Source organism: Rhizobium sp. 768_B6_N1_8 (assembly GCF_051811225.1).
Lineage (GTDB): Bacteria > Pseudomonadota > Alphaproteobacteria > Rhizobiales > Rhizobiaceae > Rhizobium.
On the sequence record NZ_JBPWPV010000001.1, the window covers coordinates 817,649 to 841,932 of the forward strand.

A 24,284-nucleotide genomic window follows, 5' to 3' on the forward strand; every position below is an offset into this window, starting at 1 on the left:
CCCCTCAAAAGAGAATGGGATGGTGAAATCTTGGGATATCGCTTTTCGCAAAAATATGGTTATGAAAGTGAATTACTTTCATTTATTCAAAGCCGTGCATAATCGATAGGCCATAGATGCCGGGGGAGTTTCGGTATCGCTGCTCCGAACGCTGGCTTGCGAGCGAGGGTTGAGGAAAAGCATCATGGCGTTCACGGCGGAACAACTGGCGCGGGATCCTTCTTTTGTAGTGAGCATTCGCTTTCTGGCCGGGCAAATGCGCGGCATGTTTGATGCGGGGCCGCGGCTGGCGCGCCTGCTGGCCTCGCATCAACGCTGGCTGCTGACGCAGACGGCCTATGCGCTGCATCTGGAATATGATCCGCGGGACGTGACCTCGGGTTTCACCGCCGTCCGGCTGACCGGCAAGATCACGGCGCACAAGATCGCCAGCCGCAACACGGTGCTTGCCTTCATCGAAGAGCTCTTCACCTACCGCTTCATCACCCATACGCCCGGTGACGAACGCCGCCGTCCTCGCCATTTCGAGCCGGCCGAAGTCAGCCACCAGGCAATGTTCGGCTGGTTGTACTCCAACCTCGGCGCGCTTGATCTCATCGATGGTGGAAGCCGGGCGGCGTTTCTGCAGGAAAATCCCACGCTTTTCCGCCAGATCCAGCCGCGTGTTGCCTATAACTGCCTCGAGGATATCAACTGGCGCGAACCGCCTGAACAGGTGGCGCTGTTCCTCTGGACGGAAGCGGGCGGTATGGTCATCGATCACTTCATGTCCCGGCTCGATCTCGAAGGATCCGATCCGGCAAGGCTGGCGATCGGCAAGGTGGAAACCCGCGCGCTTGCCGGTGATTTCATGATGTCGCGCACACATCTCCAGCGGCTACTCGCCAAGGGCGCGCAGCGCGGCTGTGTCGGCTGGTACGACGAGCCGAAGAAGTCGCAACTGTGGCTGTCGCGCGATTTCCTGAAGGAATATGTCGGCTGGCAGGCGATCAAGTTCGCCTATGTGGACGAAGCCTTCGAATCCGCCAAGGAAAGATTCGAGAGCGCAGGCGCCTGATCAGAGCGCGATGGCGGAAGCCGGGCTCTTGACCTCGGACGGCGCATCGCAAAGCTCGCGGCGATATTCGTGCGCGGCGCAGACGGCAGCACGGATATGCTCGAAAGAGTCGATGTGGCGCAGCAGTGAAATCAGAATTGTTGACATCGGTCGTTGCTTCTTGAAATGCGAAAAGGCAGGCGAACCGCCTGCCGGATCATCATTCCGGAATTTTCAATATTCCTGGAAATCCGCGAAGATCATCACCGGACGCGAAGTACGACCGTTGATGCCGGTACCGCGGGCGATCATCTGTTCGTTTGTGGCAAAGCCGAAACGGCTGTAGCCCTGCGTGGTGCGAACCTGATCGCTTGCTTGGCGCAGGGTTTCAAACCCGCAATGTATAGGACGAAAACGCTTGCTCATGGCCTTGGTTCCTGTTCATTCCTCCCAAGACACGCCTTCTATATTGCAGTGCAGCATTGATTCTTCAATGCACCCTTGCAGGATGCAGCCATGCGTATATTGCATGGACAAATTCATAATATTTTCAAACTTGGCTAATTTGTAAGCAGAGACAGCTCTTTAAGTCTAGCCTGGAAGGCCAGTAGATCGCTCCAGGCCAGCCGCTTGTTTACTGGCGCGGTTAACAGGTCTTGCGGATGCAGGCTGGCGATGGCCGGAATGACCTGATCTGCGACAGCGATCTCCTTCCACCGGCCGCGAAGCCCGTGGATCGTGTCAGTTTCGCCAAAGAAGAATCGTGCCGTATAGTTGCCGAGCAGCAAAATGGCGCGCGGTTCGGCAAGCGCGATCTGCCGCTCGATGAAGGGACGGCAGATCTCCGTCTCGGCCGCCGAGGGCATGCGGCTGCCGGGCGGACGCCAGGGAATGATCTGCGTCAGGAGAATGGCTGACCGCTCAAGCCCGATCGAGGCCAGCATCCGGTCTAGCAACTGGCCCTGCCGGCCGGCAAAGGCCACTCCCTCACGCTCGTCATCGGCGCCTGGCGCCGGGCCGATCACCATGATGCCGCTTGCCGGATCGCCGCTTGCGAAAATAGTCGAGCGGGCGCTATTTTTCAGATTGCACCCATTGAAGGCTTCGAGCGCCGTCTTGAGTTCTGCAAGCGAGCGGGCGCTCTCGGCTGCGAACCGCGCCTGCTGCACCGCCTCACCGTCGGGAATTGCCGGTTGTGGCCGCGAGGCAGGAGCCGACACGGCCGCGTGCTGCTGCGGCGCGGGTGGGGCAGGGCGGGAGGACGCCTGCCTCTCAGGTGGTGCCTGTCTATCCTGCTGCGGTTGCGCGGCCGGTGCCGCCGAACGGCGCGCAGCCTTCATCGCCTCGAACTCGGCGAAACGATCGACCGGCTCTTCCTCCAGCAGCCAGTCCACACCCGCCTCCGCATGAAAATGCAGAAGTGCTGAAAGTTCGGCCGGACTCAGGTCGTTGGCGGAGATCATGGACAGACTTTAGCGGAGCGAAAACGGCAATGAAAGGGCGGGCAGGTCTGCCGGCGCCCTTTCGGCTGCTATTGCACAGTCCACTGGTTGATATCGTCGCGTTCGCCGATCAGTGCCAGACCATGCGCGATCGACAGCAGTTCGCCGCCGGTCTCGATCTTGTCCCTGTCGAAGCGCTCGGTGAAGATGCGCCGCACCGCCGGCACGAAGGATGTGCCGCCGGTCAGGAACACTTTGTCGATGCCGGACACATCCGTATTGGTCTTTTCCAGCACCTCGTCGAGCGCCCCTTCGATGCGGGCGAGGTCGTCGACGATCCAGCTTTCGAAATCGCGGCGTTTGATCGTGCGATGACCGCCGCGCCCGAGCGGGGCGAAATCGAAGGGTGCTTCCTCCGCGGAGGAAAGCGCCATCTTCGTTGCCGAGACCGCCTGATAGAGCGGATAGCCTTCGTCATGATCGATGAGATCGACAAAGGTTTCCAGCTTCTCCGGTTCCAGCGCCGTGCGCACCAGCTTCTTCAGATCCTCGAATTCCCGCGATGTCTTGAAGATTGACAGCTGGTTCCAGCGGCTGAAGCTCGCATAGTAGTTTGACGGCACCTCAAGGATCTTGTCGAAGCTCTTGAAATGGCTGCCCTTGCCGATCAGCGGCGCGACGATGTTGTCGATCATGCGCGCGTCGAAATGATCGCCTGCGACGCCGACACCGGAATGGCCGATCGGCGTTGCCGTCAATTTGCCGGCCCTGGTCTCGAAGCGGATCAGCGAATAGTCCGTCGTACCGCCGCCAAAGTCGGCAACGAGCACGGTCGCATCGGACTTCAGGTTTTGCGCGAAGTAGAAGGCGGCCGCAACAGGCTCGTAGACATAGTGAATTTCCGGAAAGCCGAAACGCGTCAGCGCCTCGTTGTAGCGCTGCACGGCCAGCACCGGGTCCGGACTGGCGCCGGCAAAATGCACCGGGCGGCCGGCAATGATGCGGCCGGTATCTTCGGGCCAGTTCTCGCCTGCGTAATGGCGCAGGCGCCGGATGAAGATTTCCATCAGGTCTTCGAAGCTCTGCCGCTTGCCGAAGATGATCGTGCCCTGGAAGAGGGCGCTGGCCGCAAAGGTCTTGATCGACTGCAGGAAACGACAGTCGCCGGGATTGTCGATGAACTGCTGGATCGCCGCGTGCCCGGCCTCGACCTTCAGCGCCGAGGCACCGAGCTGCGGATCCTTCATGAAGGAGAGCGCGGTGCGCATGCTGTCGGCCGTGCCGGCGCTGCTGGTAAGCGATATGGAATGTGTGTCTGCGTCGCCATCTGCCAGCGCCAGAACAGTATTGGTCGTGCCGAAGTCAAGCCCGAGCGCCCGTGCCATGGCCGTGCTCCCTATCAAATATGTCGAAAATCTATGAGCCGGGGCAGATACCCCGAAATGCGAAAGGGCGCTTTGCTGCGCCCCCGAAGATGTTTTGAGAGGCGCGTGATCGCACAGGAGAGGTCGGAAAGCAACCCGCCTTAGCATCGGCCCGAAAATCGGAATCGATTTTCGGAAAGCCTGATGCGCAAATCTAGAGAGTTAGAGCGCTGTGCGGATGCACGGCGCTCTAATCAGTTTCCGAGCTGCATCCGCGTCTCCTCGGCCATCCTGCCGATCCACTTGCGGAACATCTCCATGGCAGGCGTGACGGAGCGGGATTTGAGCCGCATCAGCCAGTAGCTGCCCTTGGAAATCCAGATCGGGAAGGGCTGCTCCAGCTCGCCCGCCGCAAGCTGGCGGGAAAACATCAAGGGCGGCGCCAGCGCCACGCCCGCACCCTGCAGTGCCGCCTCGATCATCAGCACGGAGGAATCGAAGACCATGCCCCGGATCGGCGGCGGTGTGACGCCCGCCGTCTCAAACCAGCTTGGCCATTCGTCGGCGCGGTAGGAGCGCAGCAATGTCTGATGGGCGACATCTTCAGGGGAAGAAAGCTGGCGGGCGATCGAGGGAATGCAGAGCACCGAAAGTGGCGCCTCGAACAGTGCCTCCGCCTCGATATCGTGCCAGGCGCCATTGCCGAACTTGATCGTATAGTCGAGCCCTTCGGCGGCTATATCGACGCGATTGTTGTTGGTCGAAAGCCTGAGATCGATGAATGGATATTGCTCGCGGAAATCGGCAAGCCGGGGCAGGAGCCAGCCGACGGCGAGCGTGCCGACGGCGCCGAGCTTCAGCACCTCGCGCACATGGCCGCCCTCGAAACGCTCCAGCATATCGGCCATGCGGTCGAAGGAATCCTGCAGGGCAGGCAGCAGCGCAAGCCCTTCCTCCGTGATCATCAGCCCGCGTGGCAGGCGGCGGAACAGGCTCACCCCGAGGCGCTGTTCCAGAAGCTTCACCTGATGGCTGACGGCCGCCTGCGTAACGCAGAGCTCGATCGCCGCCCGGGTGAAGGAAAGGTGCCGCGCCGCCGCCTCGAAAGCACGCAGCGAGTTCAGCGGCAAATATGGTCGAACCATGGCAATGGCCTAATCTGATTTATGCCTGACCGGAAATATCATCGTTTGATCAGGCCTTCCAGGCCGGCCTAGAAAGCTGAGGTCGAACCATATGGAGAACGAAAGTGGCTTTCGAAAGACTTCTTCTTCTGGCATTTTCCATAAGTATTACAGCAATTTCCATGGGTGTATCGCCGGCCGATGCCGCGGATGCGATCCGCTGCACCGTCATCATCGATGAGAAGACCGGCGAGACGATTTACCGTCAGGGCAATTGCGACCAGGGCTTCTATCCGCAGTCGACCTTCAAACTGCCTTTGGCCATGATGGGCTATGATTCCGGCATTTTGGTCGACGAGCACAATCCGCTCTGGACATATGATCCGAAGCTCAGGCGATCCCCACGCGAGCAGAAGGATACCGATCCGACCATTTGGGAGCGGGATTCCATCGTCTGGTTCTCACAGGCGCTGACCCGCAAGCTCGGCAAGCGCGCCTTTGCCGATTACGTCAGGCGTTTCGGCTACGGCAATCAGGATGTTACGGGCGGGCCTGGCAATACGGATGGACTGACCGAATCCTGGCTGATGTCCTCGCTGAAGATCTCGGCCGAAGATCAGGTGCGCTTCCTGCGCCGCTTCCGGACCGGCATCCTGCCGATTTCGGAACGTGCGCGGCAGATGACGGAGGCGATCGTGCCGCATTTCCAGGCGGCTGGCGGCTGGGATATTCAGGGCAAAACCGGCGCCGGCTGGTTGCGCAATGCGGCCGGCAAGACCAATTACGAACGGCCGCTCGGCTGGTTTGTCGGCTGGGCGACCAAGGGCGACAGGCGGCTCATCTTCGCAAGGCTCTATATCGCCAATCACCGCTACAGCGACAATCCGATCAGCTTCGAGACGCGGGATACGCTGGTCGCGGATTTCCCCAAGCTGGTCGAAGGCCGCTGATGCGAAAGGGCGCCGGAAGGCGCCCTTTCTGTCTCTCTATTCCGCGGCCATCGCTCGCGTTTCCGCTGCCACATGCTCTTCCTTCTTCTCGCGGCTGAGCATGCGGTGGAGGAAATTCCCGAAGCGGTCCATCTCGACGAAGATGACAGGCGTGATGAACAGCGTCAGCATCTGCGAGACGATGAGGCCACCGACGACGGCGATGCCGAGCGGCTGGCGTAGTTCCGAGCTCGCACCTGTGCCGAGCGCGATCGGCAGGGCGCCGAGCAGGGCGCAGAAGGTCGTCATCATGATCGGACGGAAGCGTCGCACGCATGCTTCGTGGATCGCCGCTGTCGCCTTCTCGCCCGTCGTGCGCATGGTTTCCACCGCCACGTCGATCATCATGATCGCGTTCTTCTTGACGATACCGATCAGCATCAGGAGGCCGATGAGGGCGATGATCGACAGGTCGAAGCCCATGATCTTAAGCGCGAGCAGTGCCCCGAAGGCCGCCGCCGGCAGGCCGGAGAGGATGGTCAGCGGGTGGATGAAGCTTTCATAGAGCACGCCGAGCACGACATAGATGGTCAGAACAGCCGCCAGGATCAGATAGGGCGTATTGCCCTGCGACTGCTGGAAGATCTCTGCCGTACCGCCATAGGACGTGAAGACGTCTGCCGGCATGTCGAGGTCCTTCTTGATCTGCTCGATCCTGGCCGTCGCGTCGCTGAGCGATACGCCTTCCGGCAGGTTGAAGGACACGGTGGTCGAGACGAGCTGACCCGTCTGGTTGATGGTGACAGGTCCGACCGTGCGCTCGACATGCGCAAAGTTCGACAGCGGCACCAGGCTGCCATTGGAAGAAGCGACCCGGATTTCCGATAGCTTCTGGTCGTCCCAGGGCTTGCTCGTGTCATATTCGACGATGACGTCGTAGCTGTCGCCGGTCGACTGGATTTCCGCAGCCGCAAAGCCGCTGAAGGATTCCTGCAGCGTCGTGCGCAGCGTGTCGTTGTCGATCCCGTAGGCGGCTGCCCGCTCGGTATCGATGACGATATTGGCTTGCAGGGCGTTGTTCTGCGCATCCGAGGTCACGTCCGTGAACAGGCGGTCGGCGCGCATCGCCTGCTGGACCTTTCCTGCCCACAAGTTGGTCTGGTCGGCGTTCAGTGCCTGTATGACCAGCTGATATTGGCTGGCAGTCTGGCGTCCGCCGAAGCGCAGGCTCTGGTTCGGTGTCACGAAGGCTTGCAGGCCGGGGATCTTGTTGATCGCCGTGCGCAGCTCGCGCAGCGTCTGGTCAAGCGGTGCACGCTGATCCTTGTCCTTCAGTTCGACGAACATCGAGCCGTTGTTCTGTGGCTTGTTGGGGTTGCCACCGATCGTCGACATCACATGGTTGACGGCTGGGTTCGCCTTGACGATCGCGGCAGCCTGCTGCTGCAGGGCTTCCATCGCCGAATAGGAAATGTCCTGTCGCGCCTGGGTGCTGATCGTCAGGCGGCCGATATCTTCCTGCGGGAAGAAGCTCGTCGGCAGCGTCATGAAGAAATAGATCGTCAGCGCGACGGAAGCGAAGAAGATCCCGAGGATGAAGGGGCGGTGGCGAAGGCACCAGCCGACCGCATTGTCGTAGCCGCGCAGCGTCCGCTCGAAACCGGCGTCGAAGATGCGGATGATGAGTGGCGGACGGCTGTGGTTGTTGGAAAGGCGCGAACCGAGCATCGGCGTCACCGTCAGCGATACGATGGCCGAAGCGATGATGGCGATCGCCACCACCATGCCGAATTCGTTGAACACGCGGCCGACCACGCCGCCCATCAAGAGGATTGGGATGAAGACCGCGATCAGTGACACCGACATGGAGATGATCGTGTAGCTGACTTCGCCCGCACCCTTGATAGCCGCCTCCCGCACCGGCATGCCTTCCTCGACATGCCGCAGGATGTTTTCCAGCATGACGATCGCGTCGTCCACCACGAGACCCACCGCGAGCGTCAACCCCAGCAGCGAGATATTGTCGATACTGTAGCCCAGCACATACATCATGCCGAAGGTCGAGATCAGCGACAGCGGAACGGCAAGCCCCGGAATGATCGTAGCGGTCGCATGGCCGGTGAAGAGGTAGATGACGAGAACGACGAGGCCGATCGTCAGAAGCAGCGTGAACTTCACGTCGGCGATGGCATCGCGGATCGGCTTTGCGGCATCGTTCATGATGACCGTGTTGACCGAGGGCGGGATTTCGGCATGGAGCTGCGGCAGCTTGGCGTTGATCGCATCCACGACATCGACCGTATTGGCATCCGGCTGGCGCTGGATGGCAAGGATGATGCCGCGCTGGCCGTCATACCAGCTGCCCGTATACTGGTTCTCGACGCTGTCCTGGACATCGGCAATATCGCCGAGATGGACCGGCGCGCCGTTCGGATTGGCGATGACGAGCGAACGGAACTGCTCGGCGTTGGTGCGCTGCGTATTCGCCGTGATGGTCATGGCCTGCGAATTGTTCTGCAGCGTGCCGACCGGCTGTTGGCTGTTGGCGGCCGCAAGCGCCTTGTTGACGGTGTCGATGCCGATGCCGCGGGTCAGCAGCTTGTTGGGATCGACCTCGACGCGCACGGCATAGGTCTGCGCACCGAAGACGCTGACCTGGGCGACGCCCGGAAGCGTCGACAGCGACGGCGAAATAATGTCTTCGGCGATCTCGTCGAGCTTGCTGCGCGGCATGGTGTTGCTCTGCACCGAAAGCAGCATGATCGGCGCATCGGCCGGGTTGGTCTTGCGGTAGCTCGGCGGTGTCGTCATGTTGTCGGGCAGCTGCCGCGTCGCATGCGAAATGGCCGCCTGCACGTCGGCGGCGGCCGCATCGATATCTCGGTTCAGGTCGAATTGCAGCACGATGCTGGTGCTGCCGAGCGAACTCGACGCGCTGATTTCGCTGATACCGGGGATCGTCTCGAACTGCTTGATCAACGGTGTCGAGACCGAAGTCGCCATCGTCTGCGGCGAGGCGCCGCTCAGCTGCGCCGAAACGTTGATGGTCGGGAAGTCGACCTGCGGCAGAGCCGCAACCGGCACGAGCCGGTAGCCCGCGAGGCCTGCCAGAATGACACCGATCGCAAGCAGCGTCGTCGCCACCGGGCGCTGAATACAGAAATTCGGGATCATTGCTCAGCCCCCACCGCGATCGTCTCGGCCTGTTGCTGCTGTTGCTGAGGCACGTCAGCGGACGCGACGTTGAGCGTCTTGTCGTCGAATTGTTCGTTGACCGCCTGCTGGTCGCTGAGCTGACCCTGGCCTTCGACGACCACATGGTCGCCCTCCGAAAGGCCCGACGCGATGGCGGTGAAGCCGCCGTTGGCGCGGGCGACGGTAACAGGCGTCAGATGCGATTTTCCGTCCTTGGCCACGAAGGCAAAGAAACCGTCGGGGCCGGGGCTGACGGCAACCGTCGGTACGACCACCTGCTGCTCGTCGTTGTTGAAATGCACGACGATATTGACCGACTGGCCAGGCCACAGAGCGCCGGAGGCGTTTTCGAACTTAGCCTTGGCGAGGATCGTGCCCGATGCCGTGTCGACCGTATTGTCGTAGAAGCTGATTTCGCCCTTGCGCACTTGCCCCTTGGTGGAATTGGGCGCCGTGCTGACCTCGACCGGACCGGAGGCCAGCGCCTTCTTCAGGACGCGCAGGTAGCGCTCCTGCAGGTGGAACTTCACATAGATCGGATCGTATTTGGCGATGGTGACGATGGCCGCACCGGCATTGACGAAGGCGCCCTTGCTGAGGGCGATATCGCCGAGCCTGCCGTCGAAGGGCGCGCGAATATCGGTATGCTCGAGGATGACCTGGTCCGAAGCAAGCGTGGCCTTGTCGGCTTCGACGGTCGCGGCGGCAGTATCGCGGGCAGCCCTGGCCTGATCGAGGCTCTGCTGGGTGCCGGCCTTCTGGTTGAAGAGGTCTTGCGCCCGGGTCAGCGCCGTCTCGGATTCTGCGAGCGTTGCCGTATCGCGCACGATCATCGCATTGTCCTTGTCGACGGCGGCCTTGGCCGTCCGGTCGTCCAGCTTGGCGATCAGATCGCCCTCCTTGACCGTCGCACCGTCTTCGGACTCGATGCTGACGACGAGGCCCTGTTCCTGTGCGGCAATCGTCGTATTATCCTCGGCATCGGCCCAACCGGTCGCCGTCACATCCATGGGCAGAGCGGCCTTCACGGCTGCAACGGTCTTGATCATCGTGGGACCACCGTTCGCGCCACGCCTGCGCCCGCCACCCTGTTGTTGACCACCCTGCTGCCCGCCGCCACTCTGGGCCTGATCGGCCTGCGCCTGCTGATGGCCGTTGTTCTGGCTGCCCTCAGGCTTGTTGATGAACTGTGAGAGATAGGGGATGCGTGAAGCATAGGGGATCTTGTCCCCGAACTGCCAGAAGCCAACCGCGGCCACGGCTACAATAGTGACGGTGATCCAAAATTTCTTCATAAGCGAAACCGGTTTTGTTGGGCAGATTGCGTGATTTTCCGCGCTGATTGAGCCGCCTATATTGCGGCGCAAAAAAGACATAATCACCCCGGCGATGATCACTAAGCGGTTATAATGGCTTAAATTTTGGTAATGAACATTCTGTAATATTCAAACTATACTAATATATAGTCGGATAGGCAGCGTCCTCCGCCTTGGTGACCTGCCAGCGCAGGCTGTATTGGCGAACACTATTTGCTCCGAATTGCAGGTCCTGTGCGCGGGTTAGAATCTGGAAAACGCAGAGGCAGACGGTCATGGCCGAGTTGAATGCCGGTGAATTTCGTTCACTCATCACCAACATCTTTCCGGAGCTTACGGCCTCCGTTTTCCGGCTCGCGACGAAGGGTTGGGATTCGATAGCCATCGATGTGGATGACAGGCTGATCTTCAAGTTCCCGCGCGATCTGGCCGCGGAGAGGGCACTGGTCAAAGAGGCGGCCCTTCTCGGCATCATCAGGCCGTCGCTGTCGATGGCGGTTCCCGATATGCGCATCCATGACGGCCCGCCGATCTTCTCCAACCATGCCAAGATCCGGGGCGAACATCTCATCGCCGGCGATTACGAGCGTCTGCCGGAAGCGGCCCGCCAGCGCCTCGGCGACGATCTCGCCCGCTTCTATGCCGAACTGCATGCTCTCGATGCCGACCGCCTGCGCGCGCTCGGCGCCGGACCGATCCTGCCTTGGCAATCACCTGACGCGGTGCGGGAAAAGGCGCTACCGCTGCTGTCGTCCGAGCTGGTAAGTTATGCAGAAAGGATTATCTGGGATTTCATTGCTTTACCGCCAGATCCTTACGGGGTCATTTACGGCTTCTTCGACGGTCATGGCTGGAATATGGCGTTCGACCATGCTGAGGGCAGGCTGAACGGCCTCTATGATTTCTCGGATTCAGGCTTCGGCCCGCTGCATCAGGAGTTCATCTATTCGAACTTCATCTCGCCCGATCTGACATCACGCATCGTCTCGGCCTACGAGATGCTGACCGGCCGCCGGCTCGACCGCTGGCGCATCGCTATCCTCACCGGCTTCCACCGCCTGTCGGAACTCGCAGAATTTGCAGACGATCCGACCTATGCCGGCGAGATGATCGACAGCGTCAAAGCATGGGCCGCTGCTGGATGATGCAGTTGCTCAGACGGAGCGCGCAGCACCCCCGTCGCAACGGATCAGCGATCCGGTGATGTAGCTTGCCGGCTGGCTGCAGAGGAAGGCCGCCGTTGCGGCGAATTCCTCCACCTTGCCGTACCGCCCGACCGGAATGCGCGCTTCCTTCTCCACGCGAATCTCCTCGACGCTCTTGCCGGTCCGTTTGGCGGCCGCGCCGTCGAGATCGTCGAGCCGTGCGGTGAGAATGCTGCCGGGCAGAAGCAGGTTGGTGGTAATGCCATGGCCGGCCACTTCCGATGCGAGCGTCTTACTCCAGCCGGCAAGGGCCGGGCGCAGCGTGTTCGACAGTGCCAGATTGGCGATCGGTTCGATCACCCCTGACGAGGCGACTGTCAGGATGCGGCCCCAGCCCTGCGCCTTCATGCCGGGCAGCAGGGCGTTGGTCAGCGTGATGACGCGCGCGACCATGGAGAGAAAATAGGTTTCGAGCTTTTCCGGCGACATGTCCTCGGTCGTGCCGGGCGTCGGGCCGCCGGTATTGTTGACGAGAATATCGAGCCCGCCGAATTTCTCCTGCACGGCAGCCGTTACGCTCGCGATGAAATTGTCCTCGGAAAGGTCGGCCCAGATCCAGTCGGCCCGGCCATTTCCTTGCTCATTGATCGCCTTGCAATTGGCGTCCAGCTGCTCGCCGCTGCGCCCGCAGAGAAGAACGTTTGCCCCTTCCTGCGCCAGCGCCTTCGCAATGCCGAGCCCGAGGCCGCGCGAGGAAGCCAGTACGAGTGCGCGTTTGCCCTTGATGCCGAGATCCATGATTTCCTCCATTTCCTGTGCCCTTTCTATAGGGCGCAAGTCCCGTGAAAGAAAAGCGCGAAGACCGCTTTCACGGTACTCCAATAATTGACGTTAACGTAAGCGTCATATAATCTTCTGTGCGGAGGAACATCATTGTGCGAATTGGAGGATTGGCTGTCGCTTCCCGGCTCGACAATGTTTTCCGGTTTTGACAAGAGAGTACCTCAGGAATGGGGATGAACGGCCTTGAGAGGGCCGAGCGGAGACGGATGGATGACCGAAATGACTGAGCTGCCGGAACGCGAGAGCATGGAATTCGACGTGGTGATCGTCGGCGCCGGTCCCGCCGGCCTTTCAGCCGCCATCCGCCTGAAACAGGTCAATCCGGAACTGTCGGTCGTGGTATTGGAGAAGGGTTCCGAAGTCGGCGCTCATATCCTCTCCGGCGCCGTTGTCGACCCCATCGGCATCGATCGCCTGCTTCCAGGCTGGCGCACGGAGGCTGACCACCCCTTCAAGACCGAGGTCAATGCCGATCACTTCCTGCTGCTCGGCCCCGCCGGTTCCATCCGCCTGCCGAACATCATGATGCCGCCGCTGATGAGCAATCACGGCAATTATATCGTCTCGCTCGGAAATGTCTGTCGCTGGCTGGCGACCAAGGCCGAAGAACTCGGCGTCGAGATCTATCCAGGCTTTGCCGCGACCGAAATGCTCTACAATGATGAGGGCGCTGTCATCGGTGTCGCGACCGGCGACATGGGTATCGAGAAGAACGGCGAGCCCGGCCCGAACTATGCGCGTGGCATGGCTCTCATGGGCAAATATGTGCTTGTTGGAGAGGGCGTGCGCGGCTCGCTCGCCAAGCAGCTGATTGCCAAGTTCGATCTTTCGAGCGGCCGCCAACCCCAGAAATTCGGCATCGGCATCAAGGAACTCTGGGAGGTCAAGCCGGAAAACCACCGCCGCGGCCTGGTGCAGCACTCCTTCGGCTGGCCGCTTGATATGTCCACCGGCGGTGGCTCCTTCCTCTATCACCTGGAAGACAATCTTGTCGCCGTCGGCTTCGTTATCCACCTGAACTACAAGAACCCCTATCTCTATCCCTTCGAGGAATTCCAGCGCTTCAAGACGCATCCGGCGATCCGCGGCACGTTCGAGGGCGGCAAGCGCCTCTCCTATGGCGCGCGTGCCATCACCGAGGGCGGCTATCAGTCGGTGCCGAAGCTCTCCTTCCCGGGCGGCGCGCTGATCGGCTGTTCGGCGGGCTTCGTCAACGTGCCGCGCATCAAGGGCAGCCACAATGCCGTGCTCTCGGGCATGATGGCCGCCGACCGCATCGCCGAGGCGATTGCTGCCGGCCGCGCCAATGACGAAGTAGCCGAGATCGAAACCGACTGGCGCAAGAGCGATATCGGCAAGGACCTGAAGCGCGTGCGCAACGTCAAGCCGCTATGGTCGAAGTTCGGCACAGCCTTGGGCGTCGCCCTTGGCGGTCTCGACATGTGGACCAACCAGCTCTTCGGCTTCTCCTTCTTCGGCACGCTTGGTCATGGCAAGACCGACGCAGCCTCGCTGGAGCCGGCTTCACAGCACAAGAAGATCGATTATCCGAAGCCGGATGGTGTGCTCACCTTCGACCGCCTGTCCTCCGTCTTCCTGTCGAACACCAACCATGAGGAGGATCAGCCGGTCCATCTCCAGGTGAAGGACATGGCCCTGCAGAAATCGTCCGAACATGACATCTATGCCGGCCCGTCGGCGCGTTACTGTCCGGCCGGCGTCTATGAATGGGTGGAAAAGGACGGCCAAGAGACCTTCGTCATCAACGCGCAGAACTGCGTCCACTGCAAGACCTGCGACATCAAGGACCCCAACCAGAACATTAACTGGGTGCCGCCGCAGGGTGGCGAGGGGCCGGTCTATCCGAATATGTGAGGCCGCGCGGTTGTTCGGCGCCGTAAACCCGGCGCCGGAATGACCCCGGAAAAATCTTGCCGCAGATCAATATCTTGCACTGGCGAGTAGTATTGAAAGCTGCGCCGAGCAATGCGCCGCCTATACCTGATAACACATTCGTTATCTCTTTCTGCCGCGCCCGTTTATCATTTCATTAACCATAATCTCCTTAGCTTGCGACATCTTCTTGACGCGTTAAGGACACATTCATGACGATCTCGCGCCGGGGCTTTCTGATCGCTCTGCCCCTATTTGTCGCCGGTTGCTCTTCGACCACTCTGAACAGCCAGACGAATTATGCCGCACTTCCGGATGAGAAATTTCCGCTGCGACAGGTGCCGATCGATCAGATCAAGCCGGAGCTGCGCCGCACCGAAGTTGCCTATGAGGGCAGCTTTGCGCCGGGCACTGTCGTCGTCGATACCCCGATACGGCGCGCCTATTATATCCTCGGTGACGGCAGGGCGATGCGCTATGGCGTCGGTGTCGGCCGTGAGGGGCTGGCCTTCGCCGGCAATGCCTATGTCGGCCGCAAGGCGGAATGGCCGAGCTGGACGCCGACGGAAAACATGCAGCGTCGCGAGGAGCGCTATCGCAAGCTCGCCGGCGGCATGCCGGGCGGCCCGAACAATCCGCTGGGTGCGCGCGCCATGTATCTCTATCGCGGCGGCAACGACACGCATTTTCGCATCCACGGCACCAACCAGCCGCAATCGATCGGCCTTGCCATGTCAAGCGGCTGCATCCGCATGATGAACCACGATGTGATCGACCTCTACAGCCGCGTCGAAGTCGGTGCCAAGGTCGTCGTCATCCAGGCGACAGCCTGAACCCCCAAGCCCGAACGATAGGCATGCAAAAGCCGCCGCAGCGGATCGCTGTCGGCGGCTTTTGTTTTTGGTGGATGCTCAGCGGCGCTTGGCGGCAATACCGGTCGAGAGCGCGACACCGATGCCAGTGATCACGGCCGCGCTGATTTCGGCAAGACCCATCTGCTCGCCCAGCAGGAAGCCGCCGCCGAGTGTCGCAAGCACCGGCGTCAGCGCGGTGAAAGCCGCAGCCTGCGTTCCGCCGAGGGTGCGCACCGCCGTGCCGTAGGCGACCATGGCAACGAGGCCGGAAAGAATGCCCTGGCTCAGAACCTGCAGGCCGATTTCCGGAAGAGGGGCCTGCGGCAGCGAAATGCCGAAGACCAGCGCAAGGACGGCCATGATCAGGAAGGACCAGATGGCGATCAGCGCGCTGGCCTGGATGGCGGTCAGGCCCGAACGGCGGAAGGCATGTGTATAGCTTGCCCAGAGAACGGCGCCTGATGGCAGCAGCACGAAGCTCGTCCAGGGCAGGGAAGCATCGGCAAGGCTGCGAACGAGCAGGATCAGCACACCGGCGACGATCGCGAGCAGCCCGGCAATCCGCGTGGCATCCGGCCGTTCGCCGAACAGCAGAACGCCGATCAAGGCGGTGGCAAGCGGCATGGAGCCGCCGAGCAGGATGCCCGACGAGGCGGCTGGCGTCGAATGAATGGCAAGCGTCGTCACCAGGAAGAAGATCGCACCGCAGCCGGCGACCATGATCGCCAGCAGGTGAAGCGGAAGGCCCTTAGGCAAGAGCCCGGTGCGCAGCCAGACCGGTGAGAGAACGAGCGCCGGAATGCCGAAGCGGATGAGCCCGATATCGATGGAACCGAGCGGCGTTGCAGCGCTGTGGCGGGTTGCCAGAAACCATGTCGACCAGATCAGCACGGTGATCGTGCCGGCGGCATAACCCAGTGTCTGCGAAGGCGATTTCTCGTTTGAAAATGCGATCGTGCTCATCGTCCTGTCCTTTCCTCCATCCGGATGCCATCCGGTTGAAAAGAACTTTAGCGCCGGAAGCCGAGGCATGTCCTTGCTATCTGTGGCTCAAAAAACGTGTTATGCGCAATGATCTGCCAATTCATGTTGATGGATTTCGCAAATATGCCAAATCTCGATAAGTTCGATATTGCCATCCTGAAATGCCTGCAGGAGGATGCCCGCGCCACCAATGTCGAGATCGCCGAGAAGGTGAACCTCTCGCCATCACCCTGCCTGCGCCGTATCCGCAATCTCGAAAAGCTCGGCGTCATCCGCCGCTACACAGCCGATATTGATCGCAAGGAGGTCGGGCTCGGCCTCACCGTCTTCGTCGAATTCAAGGTTGCCCGTCACAGCAAGGAGAATTCCGAGGCCCAGCAGGCGGCACTGCTCGCCATCCCCGAAATCGTCTCCTGTTTCCTGATCTCGGGCACGGCCGATTTCCTGGCGGAAGTCGTGGTCGAAGACCTCTCGGCCTATGAGCGGCTATTGACGGAGACGCTGCTGACCCTGCCGAATGTCACCGATATCCGCTCGAATTTCGCCATTCGCAGCATCAAGACGCATGGACCGCTGAAGCTGCCCGAGCGCAACTGACGCGCCCCCAACAAGGCATCCCAATAAGGTGATTGTTTTTGTAAACTTTACTTGAAAAATTCACTTCACTTCTGTAGCGGGTGTCTCATCCGGTGTGAGGGCCGGTGATCATTTCAGTATGAGGACATTTGCCGTGAGCGTTTTTGATATTCCGCTGTCGCGCCGCCAGTTCGGCCTGTTGCTCTCGGCTGGTGCGGTTGCTGCCGTACCGAGCCTTGCCTTTGCCGATGATGACAAGCGCACGATCAAACACGAGCTCGGCACTACCGAAATCTCCGGCAAGCCGCAGCGTGTCGTCGCCCTCGAATTCTCCTTCGTGCAGGCGCTGAATGCGGTCGATGTCGTGCCGGTTGGCATTACCGACGACAACCAGCCGAAGCGTATCGAACAGCTTCTCGGCAAGAAGATCGACTACAGCTCGGTCGGCACGCGGCTGGAGCCCAATCTCGAGCTCGTCGCCGCCCTGACGCCCGATCTCATCATTGCCGATGAACTCCGCCATTCGGCGATCTACGAACAATTGAGTGCCATTGCGCCGACCATCGTGCTGAACAGCTGGGAAGGCAGCTACGAGACTATCAAATCTTCGGTCATAACCATCGCCGATGCCCTGGGTGAAAAGGCGAAGGGTGAACAGGCGCTCGCCGCCCATGAGGCCGTCATCGCCGGACTGGTCGCAAAGATCCCGGCCGGCGAAAAGCGCCGCTTCCTGCTCGCCGTCGCCAATCCCGATTCCATGAGCCTGCATAGCTCCTCCTCCTTCACCGGTTCCGTCTTCAAGGCCATGGGCTTGACGCCGGCGATCGATTCCAGCGATGCCGTGGAAAGCGGGGCAGGGATCGAGCGTCTCGTCGCCGTCAATCCGGACGTATTTTTGGTCGCGACCGACGCCGGCGCCACCGTGTTCGACCAGTGGAAGAGCAACACCGCCTTCAACAACATTGCGGCGGTGAAAACCGGCATGGTCTTTCAGGTCGACCGCAACCAGTTTTCCCGTTTCCGCGGGTTGACGACGGCAGAGATGATCGCTCGCGAAATCCTCGCCAAGGTCTATCAGGCCGGATAAGCGCCAATGACGACAAAAGGCGGCGCAGCCATGCGGCATGAAACCGGCAGCCCCGTGCTGCTGGCATTCTGCCTGTTGCTGGCGCTCGCCATGGTTATTCTCGCCGGCATTTCCTTCGGCGTCTCCGAGTTGCCGGTCGCCCGCGCGCTTCATCTGCTGTTTGCACCCGACGGCTCGCCGGATAGCGCGCTGGTCTGGGATGTGCGCCTGCCGCGGGCAATGCTCGCCATGCTGGTCGGCGCCAATCTCGCAATTGCAGGCGTGCTGATCCAGACGCTGACCCGCAATTCGCTCGCTTCGCCACAGACCTTCGGCATCAATGCCGGGGCCTCACTGGTCATCGTCATCTCTCTCATCGCCATGCCCGGCCTGAGTGCCGGCGGCACGGTCTGGCCGGCCTTCATTGGCGCGGCTGCCGTAGGTCTCGCCATGTGGGCACTGTCGGTATCGGGCGCCATGAACGAGATGAAGCTGGCCCTTGCTGGCATCTCCATCCAGCTCGTGCTTGCCGCCCTCGTGCAGGCGATCCTCGTTGCCAACAATGCCGGTCAGGATATCGTCTATTGGCTTGCCGGCTCCATCAATGGCGCGCAATGGAGCAAGGTCTGGATCATACTGCCCTTCACGCTTCTCGGCGGGGGGATCGCCCTCATCGCCGGTCGTCATTTCGGGGTGCTGGCGCTCGATGAGACCACCGGTGTTTCGCTTGGCCAGAATGCCCGGCGTGTCGGCGGCCTTGCTGCAATGCTGATCGTCATTCTCGCCGGCTCCGCCGTCGCCGTCAGCGGCCCGATTGGCTTCATCGGCCTGCTGGTGCCACATATCGTGCGGCGTCTCGCCGGCAACGACCAGCTGACAGTGATTGTGCTGAGCGCCATCGCCGGCCCGTTGCTCCTGACTGCCGCCGATCTCGTGGGCCGCGTCGCCGCTTTTCCGGCCGAAACCCCTGTCGGCATCGTGACGGCGCTGATCGGCGCACCGGCTTTCGTTGCCATCCTCTGGCGGCAGAGGGCAAAATGACCAGTGCGGCCTTGCCATCGAAGAGCCTGCGTGCGGCAAGCGTCTGCCTCGTCGTCGCTGTTCTCATCCTCATCATTGCCGTGCTCGGCATGACGATCGGCGCCGTGACCCTGTCGGTCGCCCAGGTGCTGGATGGTATCGCCGGCGGCAAGAGCGCCTTCATCGTCATGCAGTACCGCGCCCCGCGCGTCATCGTTTCCATCCTCGCCGGGGCCTCGCTCGGCATTGCCGGCACCTTCCTGCAAGGTGCGCTGCGCAATCCGCTGGCCTCGCCCGATGTGGTCGGCATCACCAAATGGGCCGGCCTCGGCGCCTTCCTCGCCGGTCTCTTCACCCCGCCGGCCTGGGCCGTCTGGGCCATTCCATCAGGTGTCATCGCTGGCGCGGTTGCCGGCGCTTTGGTGCTGCTTGCGATCGGCCGCAGCTTCGGTGGCGGCATAGCGGCATTGGCGCTCGTCGGCGTCGCCCTCGGCATGCTGGCCCAGGCGTTGATGCAATATGTCATGGTGCTCGTGCCGACCCGCGCTGACCAGTCGATGGTCTGGCTTGCCGGCAGCGTCTATGGCTCGACGATGACCGATGTGGTCGCTCTCTCGCTCTGGCTTCTCGCCTGTCTGCCTTTCGTGCTGATCGCCACCATCCGGCTTGATGCCGGCGGTTTCGGCGACGATACGTTGACGAGCCTGGGTATCTCGCCCGGTCTCCTGCGCGGCGGCCTCATCGTCGTCTCGGTGCTGCTCTGCGCCGGCAGCGTCGCCGCCGTCGGCAGCATGGGCTTCCTCGGCCTGTTGTCACCGCATGCCGCCCGGCTGCTCGCCGGCCCGCGCGCCCGCCACATGGTGCCAGTAAGCGCCCTGATCGGCGCCCTGACGCTTTCCGCTGCTGACCTGATCGGCCGGCTAGTTGCCCTGCCGAACGAGATCCCGGCCGGCATCGTCGCTGCCGTGATCGGCGGTCCCTATCTCATTTTCCTGCTGATCAAGGAGGCAGGCCGCCCATGACTGATGCAGGTATGATTGATGCCGCCCATTCGCGCCTGTCCGCGCAGGACCTGACGCTCGGTTATGCCGCGATCAAGGTTCTCGATCATGTCGATGTCACGATCCCCGACGGCAAGATCACCGCCCTGATCGGCGCCAACGGCTCCGGTAAATCGACGCTGCTGCGCGCGCTCGGCCGCATCATCCAGCCGCTCGGCGGCACCGTGACGCTGGACGGCAAGGCGATCGCCGCCATGCCCGGCAAGACGATTGCGCAGACGCTGGCGCTCCTGCCGCAAAGCCCTGTTTCACCCGATGGTCTCACAGTGCGCCAGCTCTGCCGCTTCGGACGCCATCCGCACAAGGGCATGTTGTCGCGCACGACGCGCCGTGACGAGCAGATCGTCGAGGCATCGCTGGCCGCGACCGGCCTGACCGGTCTCGCCGAGCGCCCGCTCGACCGCCTCTCCGGCGGCCAGCGCCAGCGCGCCTGGATCGCCATGGCGCTGGCGCAGGAAACGCCGATCCTGCTGCTGGACGAGCCGACGACCTATCTCGACATCGCCCATCAGCTGGAAGTTCTGGAACTGTTGAAGGAATTGAACGAGAAGAGTGGACGCACCATCGTCATGGTCGTCCACGATCTCAATCATGCCGCCCAATATGCCGACCACATCATCGCGGTCGCCGATGGCGGCATTCACGCGGCAGGCAGCCCTGCCGATCTTCTGAAGCCGGAGCTCATTCGCGCAGTCTTCGGCATCGACGCCGTCGTGATATCCCATCCCGTTGATGGGACACCACTCTGCCTCCCCTTCGTCGAACGTTAGAGCCATTCCAACAAAAATGTGCAGCGATTTTGCGTTGAGGTGATGGGATGGAGCTGTTCTTGCGCAGAGCCAGCCAGATCATTGATAGGGTGCATAGGATGCATAACTTGCATAGGATTTTCCATACGCCGTGTGGGAAATGTCAGATGGTGACATGACAGGTGTGTATCTGACATTTCCTATAGAGCAGTGGAAAACTGCCTATGCATCTTATGCATCCTATGCAGGCACTGAGGGCCTCGTCCGGAATTGCATCAGAACAAAGCTCTGGATGCGGATGATTTCAGGCCGACCGGCCTGAAATCTGAAGCAGGATCTACAGCAGCGTCCCGCTGAGGATCAGCAGCGCCACTGAGAAATAGATGACGAGCCCGGTCACATCGACCAGCGTGGCGACGAACGGAGCCGATGCCGTTGCCGGATCGAGCCGCAGCTTCTGCAAGATGAACGGCAGCATCGAACCCGATATGGAGCCGAAGGTGACGATACCGACCAATGCGGCAAAGACCGTCAGGCCGACCAGCTGCCAATGCGGGCCGTAATCATAGAGCCCGGCAGTCTGCCAGAAGATCACGCGCAGCAGGCCGACAAGCCCGAGAATGGCGCCGAGCACGATGCCTGTCGGCAGTTCGCGCAGCAGCACTCGCCACCAGTCCGTCAGCTTCAACTCGCCGACGGCAAGCGCCCGGATGATGAGCGAGGTTGCCTGCGAACCGGAATTACCGCCGGAGCTCATGATCAGCGGAATGAAGAGCGTCAGCACGACGGCCTTTTCCAGCTCGCCTTCGAAATGCTGCATGGCGCTTGCCGTCAGCATTTCGCCGAGGAAGAGGGCGCAGAGCCAGCCTGCACGCTTGCGGATCATGCCGCCGAAGCTGATCTTCATATAGGGCTTGCCGAGCGCTTCCATACCGCCGAATTTCTGCGCGGCTTCGGTCGTATCAGCTATCATCGTGTCGATCACGTCATCGACCGTGACGATGCCGAGCACCATGCCGTGATCGTCGACGACGGGCAGTGCCAGGAGGTCATGCTTGCGGATCAGCCGCGCGACATCTTCCTGCTTCATCAGCGCATTGGCCGAAACCGGCGTGCCCTTCTGGGCAACAGACAGGATCGAGGCATCGGGCTCGCCGGTGATCAGGCGGCGCAGCGTGACGACATGCAGCAGCACGCCGGAATTATGATCCAGCACATAGATCGCATAGACGGTTTCGCGCGAGCGTTCGACCTGCCGGACATGGTCCAATGTCTGGGCGATCGTCCAGTCATCGGGCACGCTGACGAATTCCGTCGTCATGATGCTGCCGGCCGTGCGCGGCGGATAGCCCATCAGATGCTGGATGGCGACGCGGACGGGTTCTTCCAGGCTGGAGAACAGGCGTACGCGGTCATCGATGTCGAGTTCCAGCAGGACGTCGGCGACGCGGTCGTTCGACATGCCGTGCAGCAGCCGGGCCGAATCCGCACTGTCCATCAGCGCCAGAATGGCCGGTGCGTTGCGCAGCTCCGGACGGTCGAGAATGTTGACGGCATATTCCTGCGGCATCCGCGAGAGGATGCGGCCGGCTTCAGCCGGGGCAAGCCCGTTCAGAGATTCCACGCGCTCGGCGATGGACGCAACACGGCTGTTATTCATGAACGCACGGGCGGCATAGCCGGCCCGCAGAGGGAAGCGATTGATATTCATTGGCTCGCCTTTCCGTCGATCCGCCGTAGCGTCCGATCGGGCGAGCCCGGAGCAACCAGGTCAGCGCACGAAGGCCGCGTACGGCAAAGGCAATCGACTGCTACTGTCGCTTGGCATCGTGATGATGGCTCCGTTGATATCCGTGCACGACGTACGTCATCCACGTGTCACACTAGGTGGTCTCGAATGCGGAAAAAGTCAAGCTGCTTAAATGCTTAACGCCAGAATGCCGCACCCTCGGCGCGGCATTATAGGTCAGCATCCTTTACGCAATATTTCGAGCGTCGGAAAAGGCGGATTTTCGACCTCGAAAACCTCAGAATCCGGCGAGAACGACCTTGCCCTTCATCCTGCCGCTTTCGACCATGGCATGCGCCTTTTTCAGGTTCGTGGCGTTGATCGCACCGACGGTTTCCGACAGCGTCGTGCGGATTTTGCCGGCATCGACAAGCTCGGAAATCCTGTTCAGGATCTTGTGCTGCTCGATCATGTCGGGCGTGCCGAAGAGTGGGCGGGTGAACATCAGTTCCCAGTGGACCGAAGCGGCCTTGCGCTTGAAGGGAACGATATCGAAGGTCTTAGGGTCGTCGATCAGTGCGAACCGGCCTTGCGGCGCGAGCGCTTCGACAATATCGGCGACATGCTTGTCCGTATTCGTCGTCGAGAAGATGAAGCCCGGCGCGCCGATGCCGAGTGCTGCGACCTGCGGCGCGATCGGCTGCGAATGATCGATGACGTGATGGGCGCCAAGCTCCTTCACCCAGTTCTGCGTTTCCGGACGCGAGGCTGTGGCGATAACGGTGAGGTCCGTCAGCGCGCGGGCGACCTGGATAGCGATCGAGCCGACACCGCCCGCACCACCGATGATGAGCACGGCAGGGGCAGCACCTGGGACCGGATCGGTGACGCGCAGGCGGTCGAACAAGGCTTCGTAAGCGGTGATGGATGTCAGCGGCAGGGCGGCCGCAGCGGCGAAGTCGAGAGTCTTCGGTTTCCTGCCGACGATGCGTTCGTCGACGAGCTGGAACTCGGCATTCGAGCCGGGGCGATTGATGACGCCGGAATAGAAGACTTCATCGCCTGGCGTAAACAGCGTCACATCGGAACCGACGGCCTTGACGATGCCGGCGGCATCGAAGCCGAGCACTTTCAGCTCATCGGCGGGCGGCGCCATGTTGGCGCGCACCTTCACATCGACGGGGTTGACGGAGACCGCCCTGATCTCGACGAGCAGGTCGTGGCCCTTGGCCTCGGGTGTGGGCAGTTCGACATCGATCAGCGAGGTTTCGGCGGCAATTGGCTGTGGGGTCTTGTAGGCGACGGCGCGCATCTTGGTAACTCCTGTGTCTGTTGTACGAGAGCTAGATGCGACCTATGTTCCGGCAACGCAAGAATGCACAAATTCTGTACGTAGTACCAAAAAGGATACTGTAAATGTCACGCCCGCGCGCCAAACTGATCGAGAATTTCCCGGGTTGCCCGGTGGAAGCGACGCTGACTTATCTCGATGGAAAGTGGAAGGGCGTGATCCTTTTCCACCTGATGGACAAGACTTTGCGCTTCAACGAGCTGAGACGCCATCTGCCTGCCATCACCCAGCGCATGCTGACGAAGCAGCTGCGCGAGCTGGAAGAATCCGGCGTGATCTCACGAACTGTTTACCCGGTCGTGCCGCCGCGCGTCGAATATGCGCTGACACCGCTCGGCTCCACGCTGAAACCGGTCATCCGGGCGCTTGCCGCCTGGGGCGATGAATTCGTCTTCTGCAGCCCGGAGGGACGGGAGCTGCGTATCGCAAAGGCGTTAGAGCCTTTCCCGGTTATATTGCAGCATTCTGTTGGCTCAAACGGAGTCGGATGATCGACCGGCCGGCGCGCGTCGTAGCCCAGATCTACGGCCAAGCCGGCCGGTCGATCAGCCGGCCCGTTTCAGCCAACCCGAAGGGCCGGGCATCTTTCCGCCAGGATCAGAAGCGA

At 61.2% G+C, this 24,284-nt stretch carries 22 protein-coding genes; 11 read left to right on the forward strand and 11 right to left on the reverse strand.

The genetic code is table 11. The features are described from left to right. The first annotated feature begins 184 nt into the window (after window positions 1-184). On the forward strand, window positions 185-1,057 hold the full coding sequence (locus tag AB8B33_RS04095) for a hypothetical protein (RefSeq protein WP_310382759.1): 873 nt from the start codon (window positions 185-187) through the stop codon (window positions 1,055-1,057). Here the strand turns inward: AB8B33_RS04095 and AB8B33_RS04100 are convergent, their stop codons facing one another. The 5 genes from AB8B33_RS04100 to AB8B33_RS04120 form a co-directional block, all read right to left on the reverse strand. Continuing rightward, on the reverse strand, window positions 1,058-1,204 hold the full coding sequence (locus AB8B33_RS04100) for a hypothetical protein (RefSeq protein WP_439014447.1): 147 nt from the start codon (window positions 1,202-1,204) through the stop codon (window positions 1,058-1,060). A gap of 66 nt (window positions 1,205-1,270) precedes the next feature. Next, window positions 1,271-1,462: a hypothetical protein gene (locus AB8B33_RS04105; protein WP_113324116.1), complete on the reverse strand. Its 192-nt coding sequence runs from the start codon at window positions 1,460-1,462 to the stop codon at window positions 1,271-1,273. 134 nt (window positions 1,463-1,596) lie between these two features. Continuing rightward, on the reverse strand, window positions 1,597-2,499 hold the full coding sequence (locus AB8B33_RS04110) for a uracil-DNA glycosylase family protein (protein ID WP_439014448.1): 903 nt from the start codon (window positions 2,497-2,499) through the stop codon (window positions 1,597-1,599). A gap of 68 nt (window positions 2,500-2,567) precedes the next feature. Continuing rightward, entirely contained in the window at window positions 2,568-3,863 is a 1,296-nt protein-coding gene (locus AB8B33_RS04115; protein WP_439014449.1) for an Hsp70 family protein, read from the reverse strand. Between the two features lie 233 nt (window positions 3,864-4,096). Continuing rightward, window positions 4,097-4,987: a LysR family transcriptional regulator gene (locus AB8B33_RS04120; protein ID WP_439014450.1), complete on the reverse strand. Its 891-nt coding sequence runs from the start codon at window positions 4,985-4,987 to the stop codon at window positions 4,097-4,099. A gap of 104 nt (window positions 4,988-5,091) precedes the next feature. Between AB8B33_RS04120 and blaOXA the strand changes: the two genes are divergently transcribed. After that, window positions 5,092-5,916 (forward strand): class D beta-lactamase, encoded by an 825-nt coding sequence (gene blaOXA / locus AB8B33_RS04125; protein WP_439014451.1) that lies wholly within the window; start codon window positions 5,092-5,094, stop codon window positions 5,914-5,916. Window positions 5,917-5,952: 36 nt separating this feature from the next. On the opposite strand, the gene AB8B33_RS04130 is transcribed toward blaOXA, so the two are convergent. Next, a complete protein-coding gene (locus tag AB8B33_RS04130) occupies window positions 5,953-9,069 on the reverse strand; it encodes an efflux RND transporter permease subunit (protein ID WP_439014452.1) in 3,117 nt (1,038 codons plus the stop codon). Continuing rightward, window positions 9,066-10,385 (reverse strand): efflux RND transporter periplasmic adaptor subunit, encoded by a 1,320-nt coding sequence (locus AB8B33_RS04135; RefSeq protein ID WP_439014453.1) that lies wholly within the window; start codon window positions 10,383-10,385, stop codon window positions 9,066-9,068. Before AB8B33_RS04135 ends, AB8B33_RS04130 begins: the two co-directional genes overlap by 4 nt. 296 nt (window positions 10,386-10,681) lie before the next feature. Between AB8B33_RS04135 and AB8B33_RS04140 the strand changes: the two genes are divergently transcribed. Beyond that, window positions 10,682-11,551 carry a phosphotransferase family protein gene (locus tag AB8B33_RS04140; protein ID WP_439014454.1) on the forward strand — a complete coding sequence of 290 codons (870 nt, stop codon included), beginning with the start codon at window positions 10,682-10,684 and terminating at the stop codon, window positions 11,549-11,551. Window positions 11,552-11,560: 9 nt separating this feature from the next. On the opposite strand, the gene AB8B33_RS04145 is transcribed toward AB8B33_RS04140, so the two are convergent. Further along, a complete protein-coding gene (locus AB8B33_RS04145) occupies window positions 11,561-12,349 on the reverse strand; it encodes an SDR family oxidoreductase (protein WP_007825239.1) in 789 nt (262 codons plus the stop codon). A 255-nt stretch (window positions 12,350-12,604) separates the two neighbouring features. Here AB8B33_RS04145 and AB8B33_RS04150 point away from each other — a divergent pair, with 255 nt between their 5' ends. Together AB8B33_RS04150 and AB8B33_RS04155 are read left to right on the forward strand one after the other, a co-directional pair. Further along, complete coding sequence (locus AB8B33_RS04150; RefSeq protein ID WP_439014455.1) at window positions 12,605-14,269, forward strand: electron transfer flavoprotein-ubiquinone oxidoreductase; 1,665 nt, start codon at window positions 12,605-12,607, stop codon at window positions 14,267-14,269. Between the two features lie 230 nt (window positions 14,270-14,499). Next, window positions 14,500-15,120, forward strand: a complete 621-nt coding sequence (locus AB8B33_RS04155; protein ID WP_439014456.1) for a L,D-transpeptidase — start codon at window positions 14,500-14,502, stop codon at window positions 15,118-15,120. Between the two features lie 78 nt (window positions 15,121-15,198). On the opposite strand, the gene AB8B33_RS04160 is transcribed toward AB8B33_RS04155, so the two are convergent. Then, a complete protein-coding gene (locus AB8B33_RS04160; RefSeq protein ID WP_439014457.1) occupies window positions 15,199-16,104 on the reverse strand; it encodes a DMT family transporter in 906 nt (301 codons plus the stop codon). 144 nt (window positions 16,105-16,248) lie between these two features. Here AB8B33_RS04160 and AB8B33_RS04165 point away from each other — a divergent pair, with 144 nt between their 5' ends. The 5 genes from AB8B33_RS04165 to AB8B33_RS04185 all read left to right on the forward strand — a co-directional run bounded on the left by AB8B33_RS04165 (window position 16,249) and on the right by AB8B33_RS04185 (window position 20,618). Then, entirely contained in the window at window positions 16,249-16,722 is a 474-nt protein-coding gene (locus AB8B33_RS04165; protein ID WP_037071926.1) for an Lrp/AsnC family transcriptional regulator, read from the forward strand. Between the two features lie 133 nt (window positions 16,723-16,855). Next, entirely contained in the window at window positions 16,856-17,788 is a 933-nt protein-coding gene (locus AB8B33_RS04170; protein ID WP_439014458.1) for an ABC transporter substrate-binding protein, read from the forward strand. A gap of 6 nt (window positions 17,789-17,794) precedes the next feature. Continuing rightward, a complete protein-coding gene (locus AB8B33_RS04175; protein ID WP_439014459.1) occupies window positions 17,795-18,808 on the forward strand; it encodes a FecCD family ABC transporter permease in 1,014 nt (337 codons plus the stop codon). Further along, window positions 18,805-19,809, forward strand: a complete 1,005-nt coding sequence (locus tag AB8B33_RS04180) for an iron ABC transporter permease (protein ID WP_113324188.1) — start codon at window positions 18,805-18,807, stop codon at window positions 19,807-19,809. Before AB8B33_RS04175 ends, AB8B33_RS04180 begins: the two co-directional genes overlap by 4 nt. Beyond that, window positions 19,806-20,618 (forward strand): ABC transporter ATP-binding protein, encoded by an 813-nt coding sequence (locus tag AB8B33_RS04185; protein WP_113324187.1) that lies wholly within the window; start codon window positions 19,806-19,808, stop codon window positions 20,616-20,618. Before AB8B33_RS04180 ends, AB8B33_RS04185 begins: the two co-directional genes overlap by 4 nt. Before the next feature lie 316 nt (window positions 20,619-20,934). Here AB8B33_RS04185 and mgtE read toward each other — a convergent pair whose 3' ends face one another. After that, on the reverse strand, window positions 20,935-22,308 hold the full coding sequence (mgtE, locus tag AB8B33_RS04190; protein WP_113324186.1) for a magnesium transporter: 1,374 nt from the start codon (window positions 22,306-22,308) through the stop codon (window positions 20,935-20,937). A gap of 316 nt (window positions 22,309-22,624) precedes the next feature. Then, window positions 22,625-23,638, reverse strand: coding sequence for a zinc-binding alcohol dehydrogenase family protein (locus tag AB8B33_RS04195; protein ID WP_439014460.1), 1,014 nt, complete (start codon window positions 23,636-23,638; stop codon window positions 22,625-22,627). Window positions 23,639-23,742: 104 nt separating this feature from the next. Between AB8B33_RS04195 and AB8B33_RS04200 the strand changes: the two genes are divergently transcribed. Beyond that, on the forward strand, window positions 23,743-24,168 hold the full coding sequence (locus tag AB8B33_RS04200) for a winged helix-turn-helix transcriptional regulator (RefSeq protein ID WP_439014462.1): 426 nt from the start codon (window positions 23,743-23,745) through the stop codon (window positions 24,166-24,168). The last annotated feature ends 116 nt before the right edge of the window (window positions 24,169-24,284 follow it).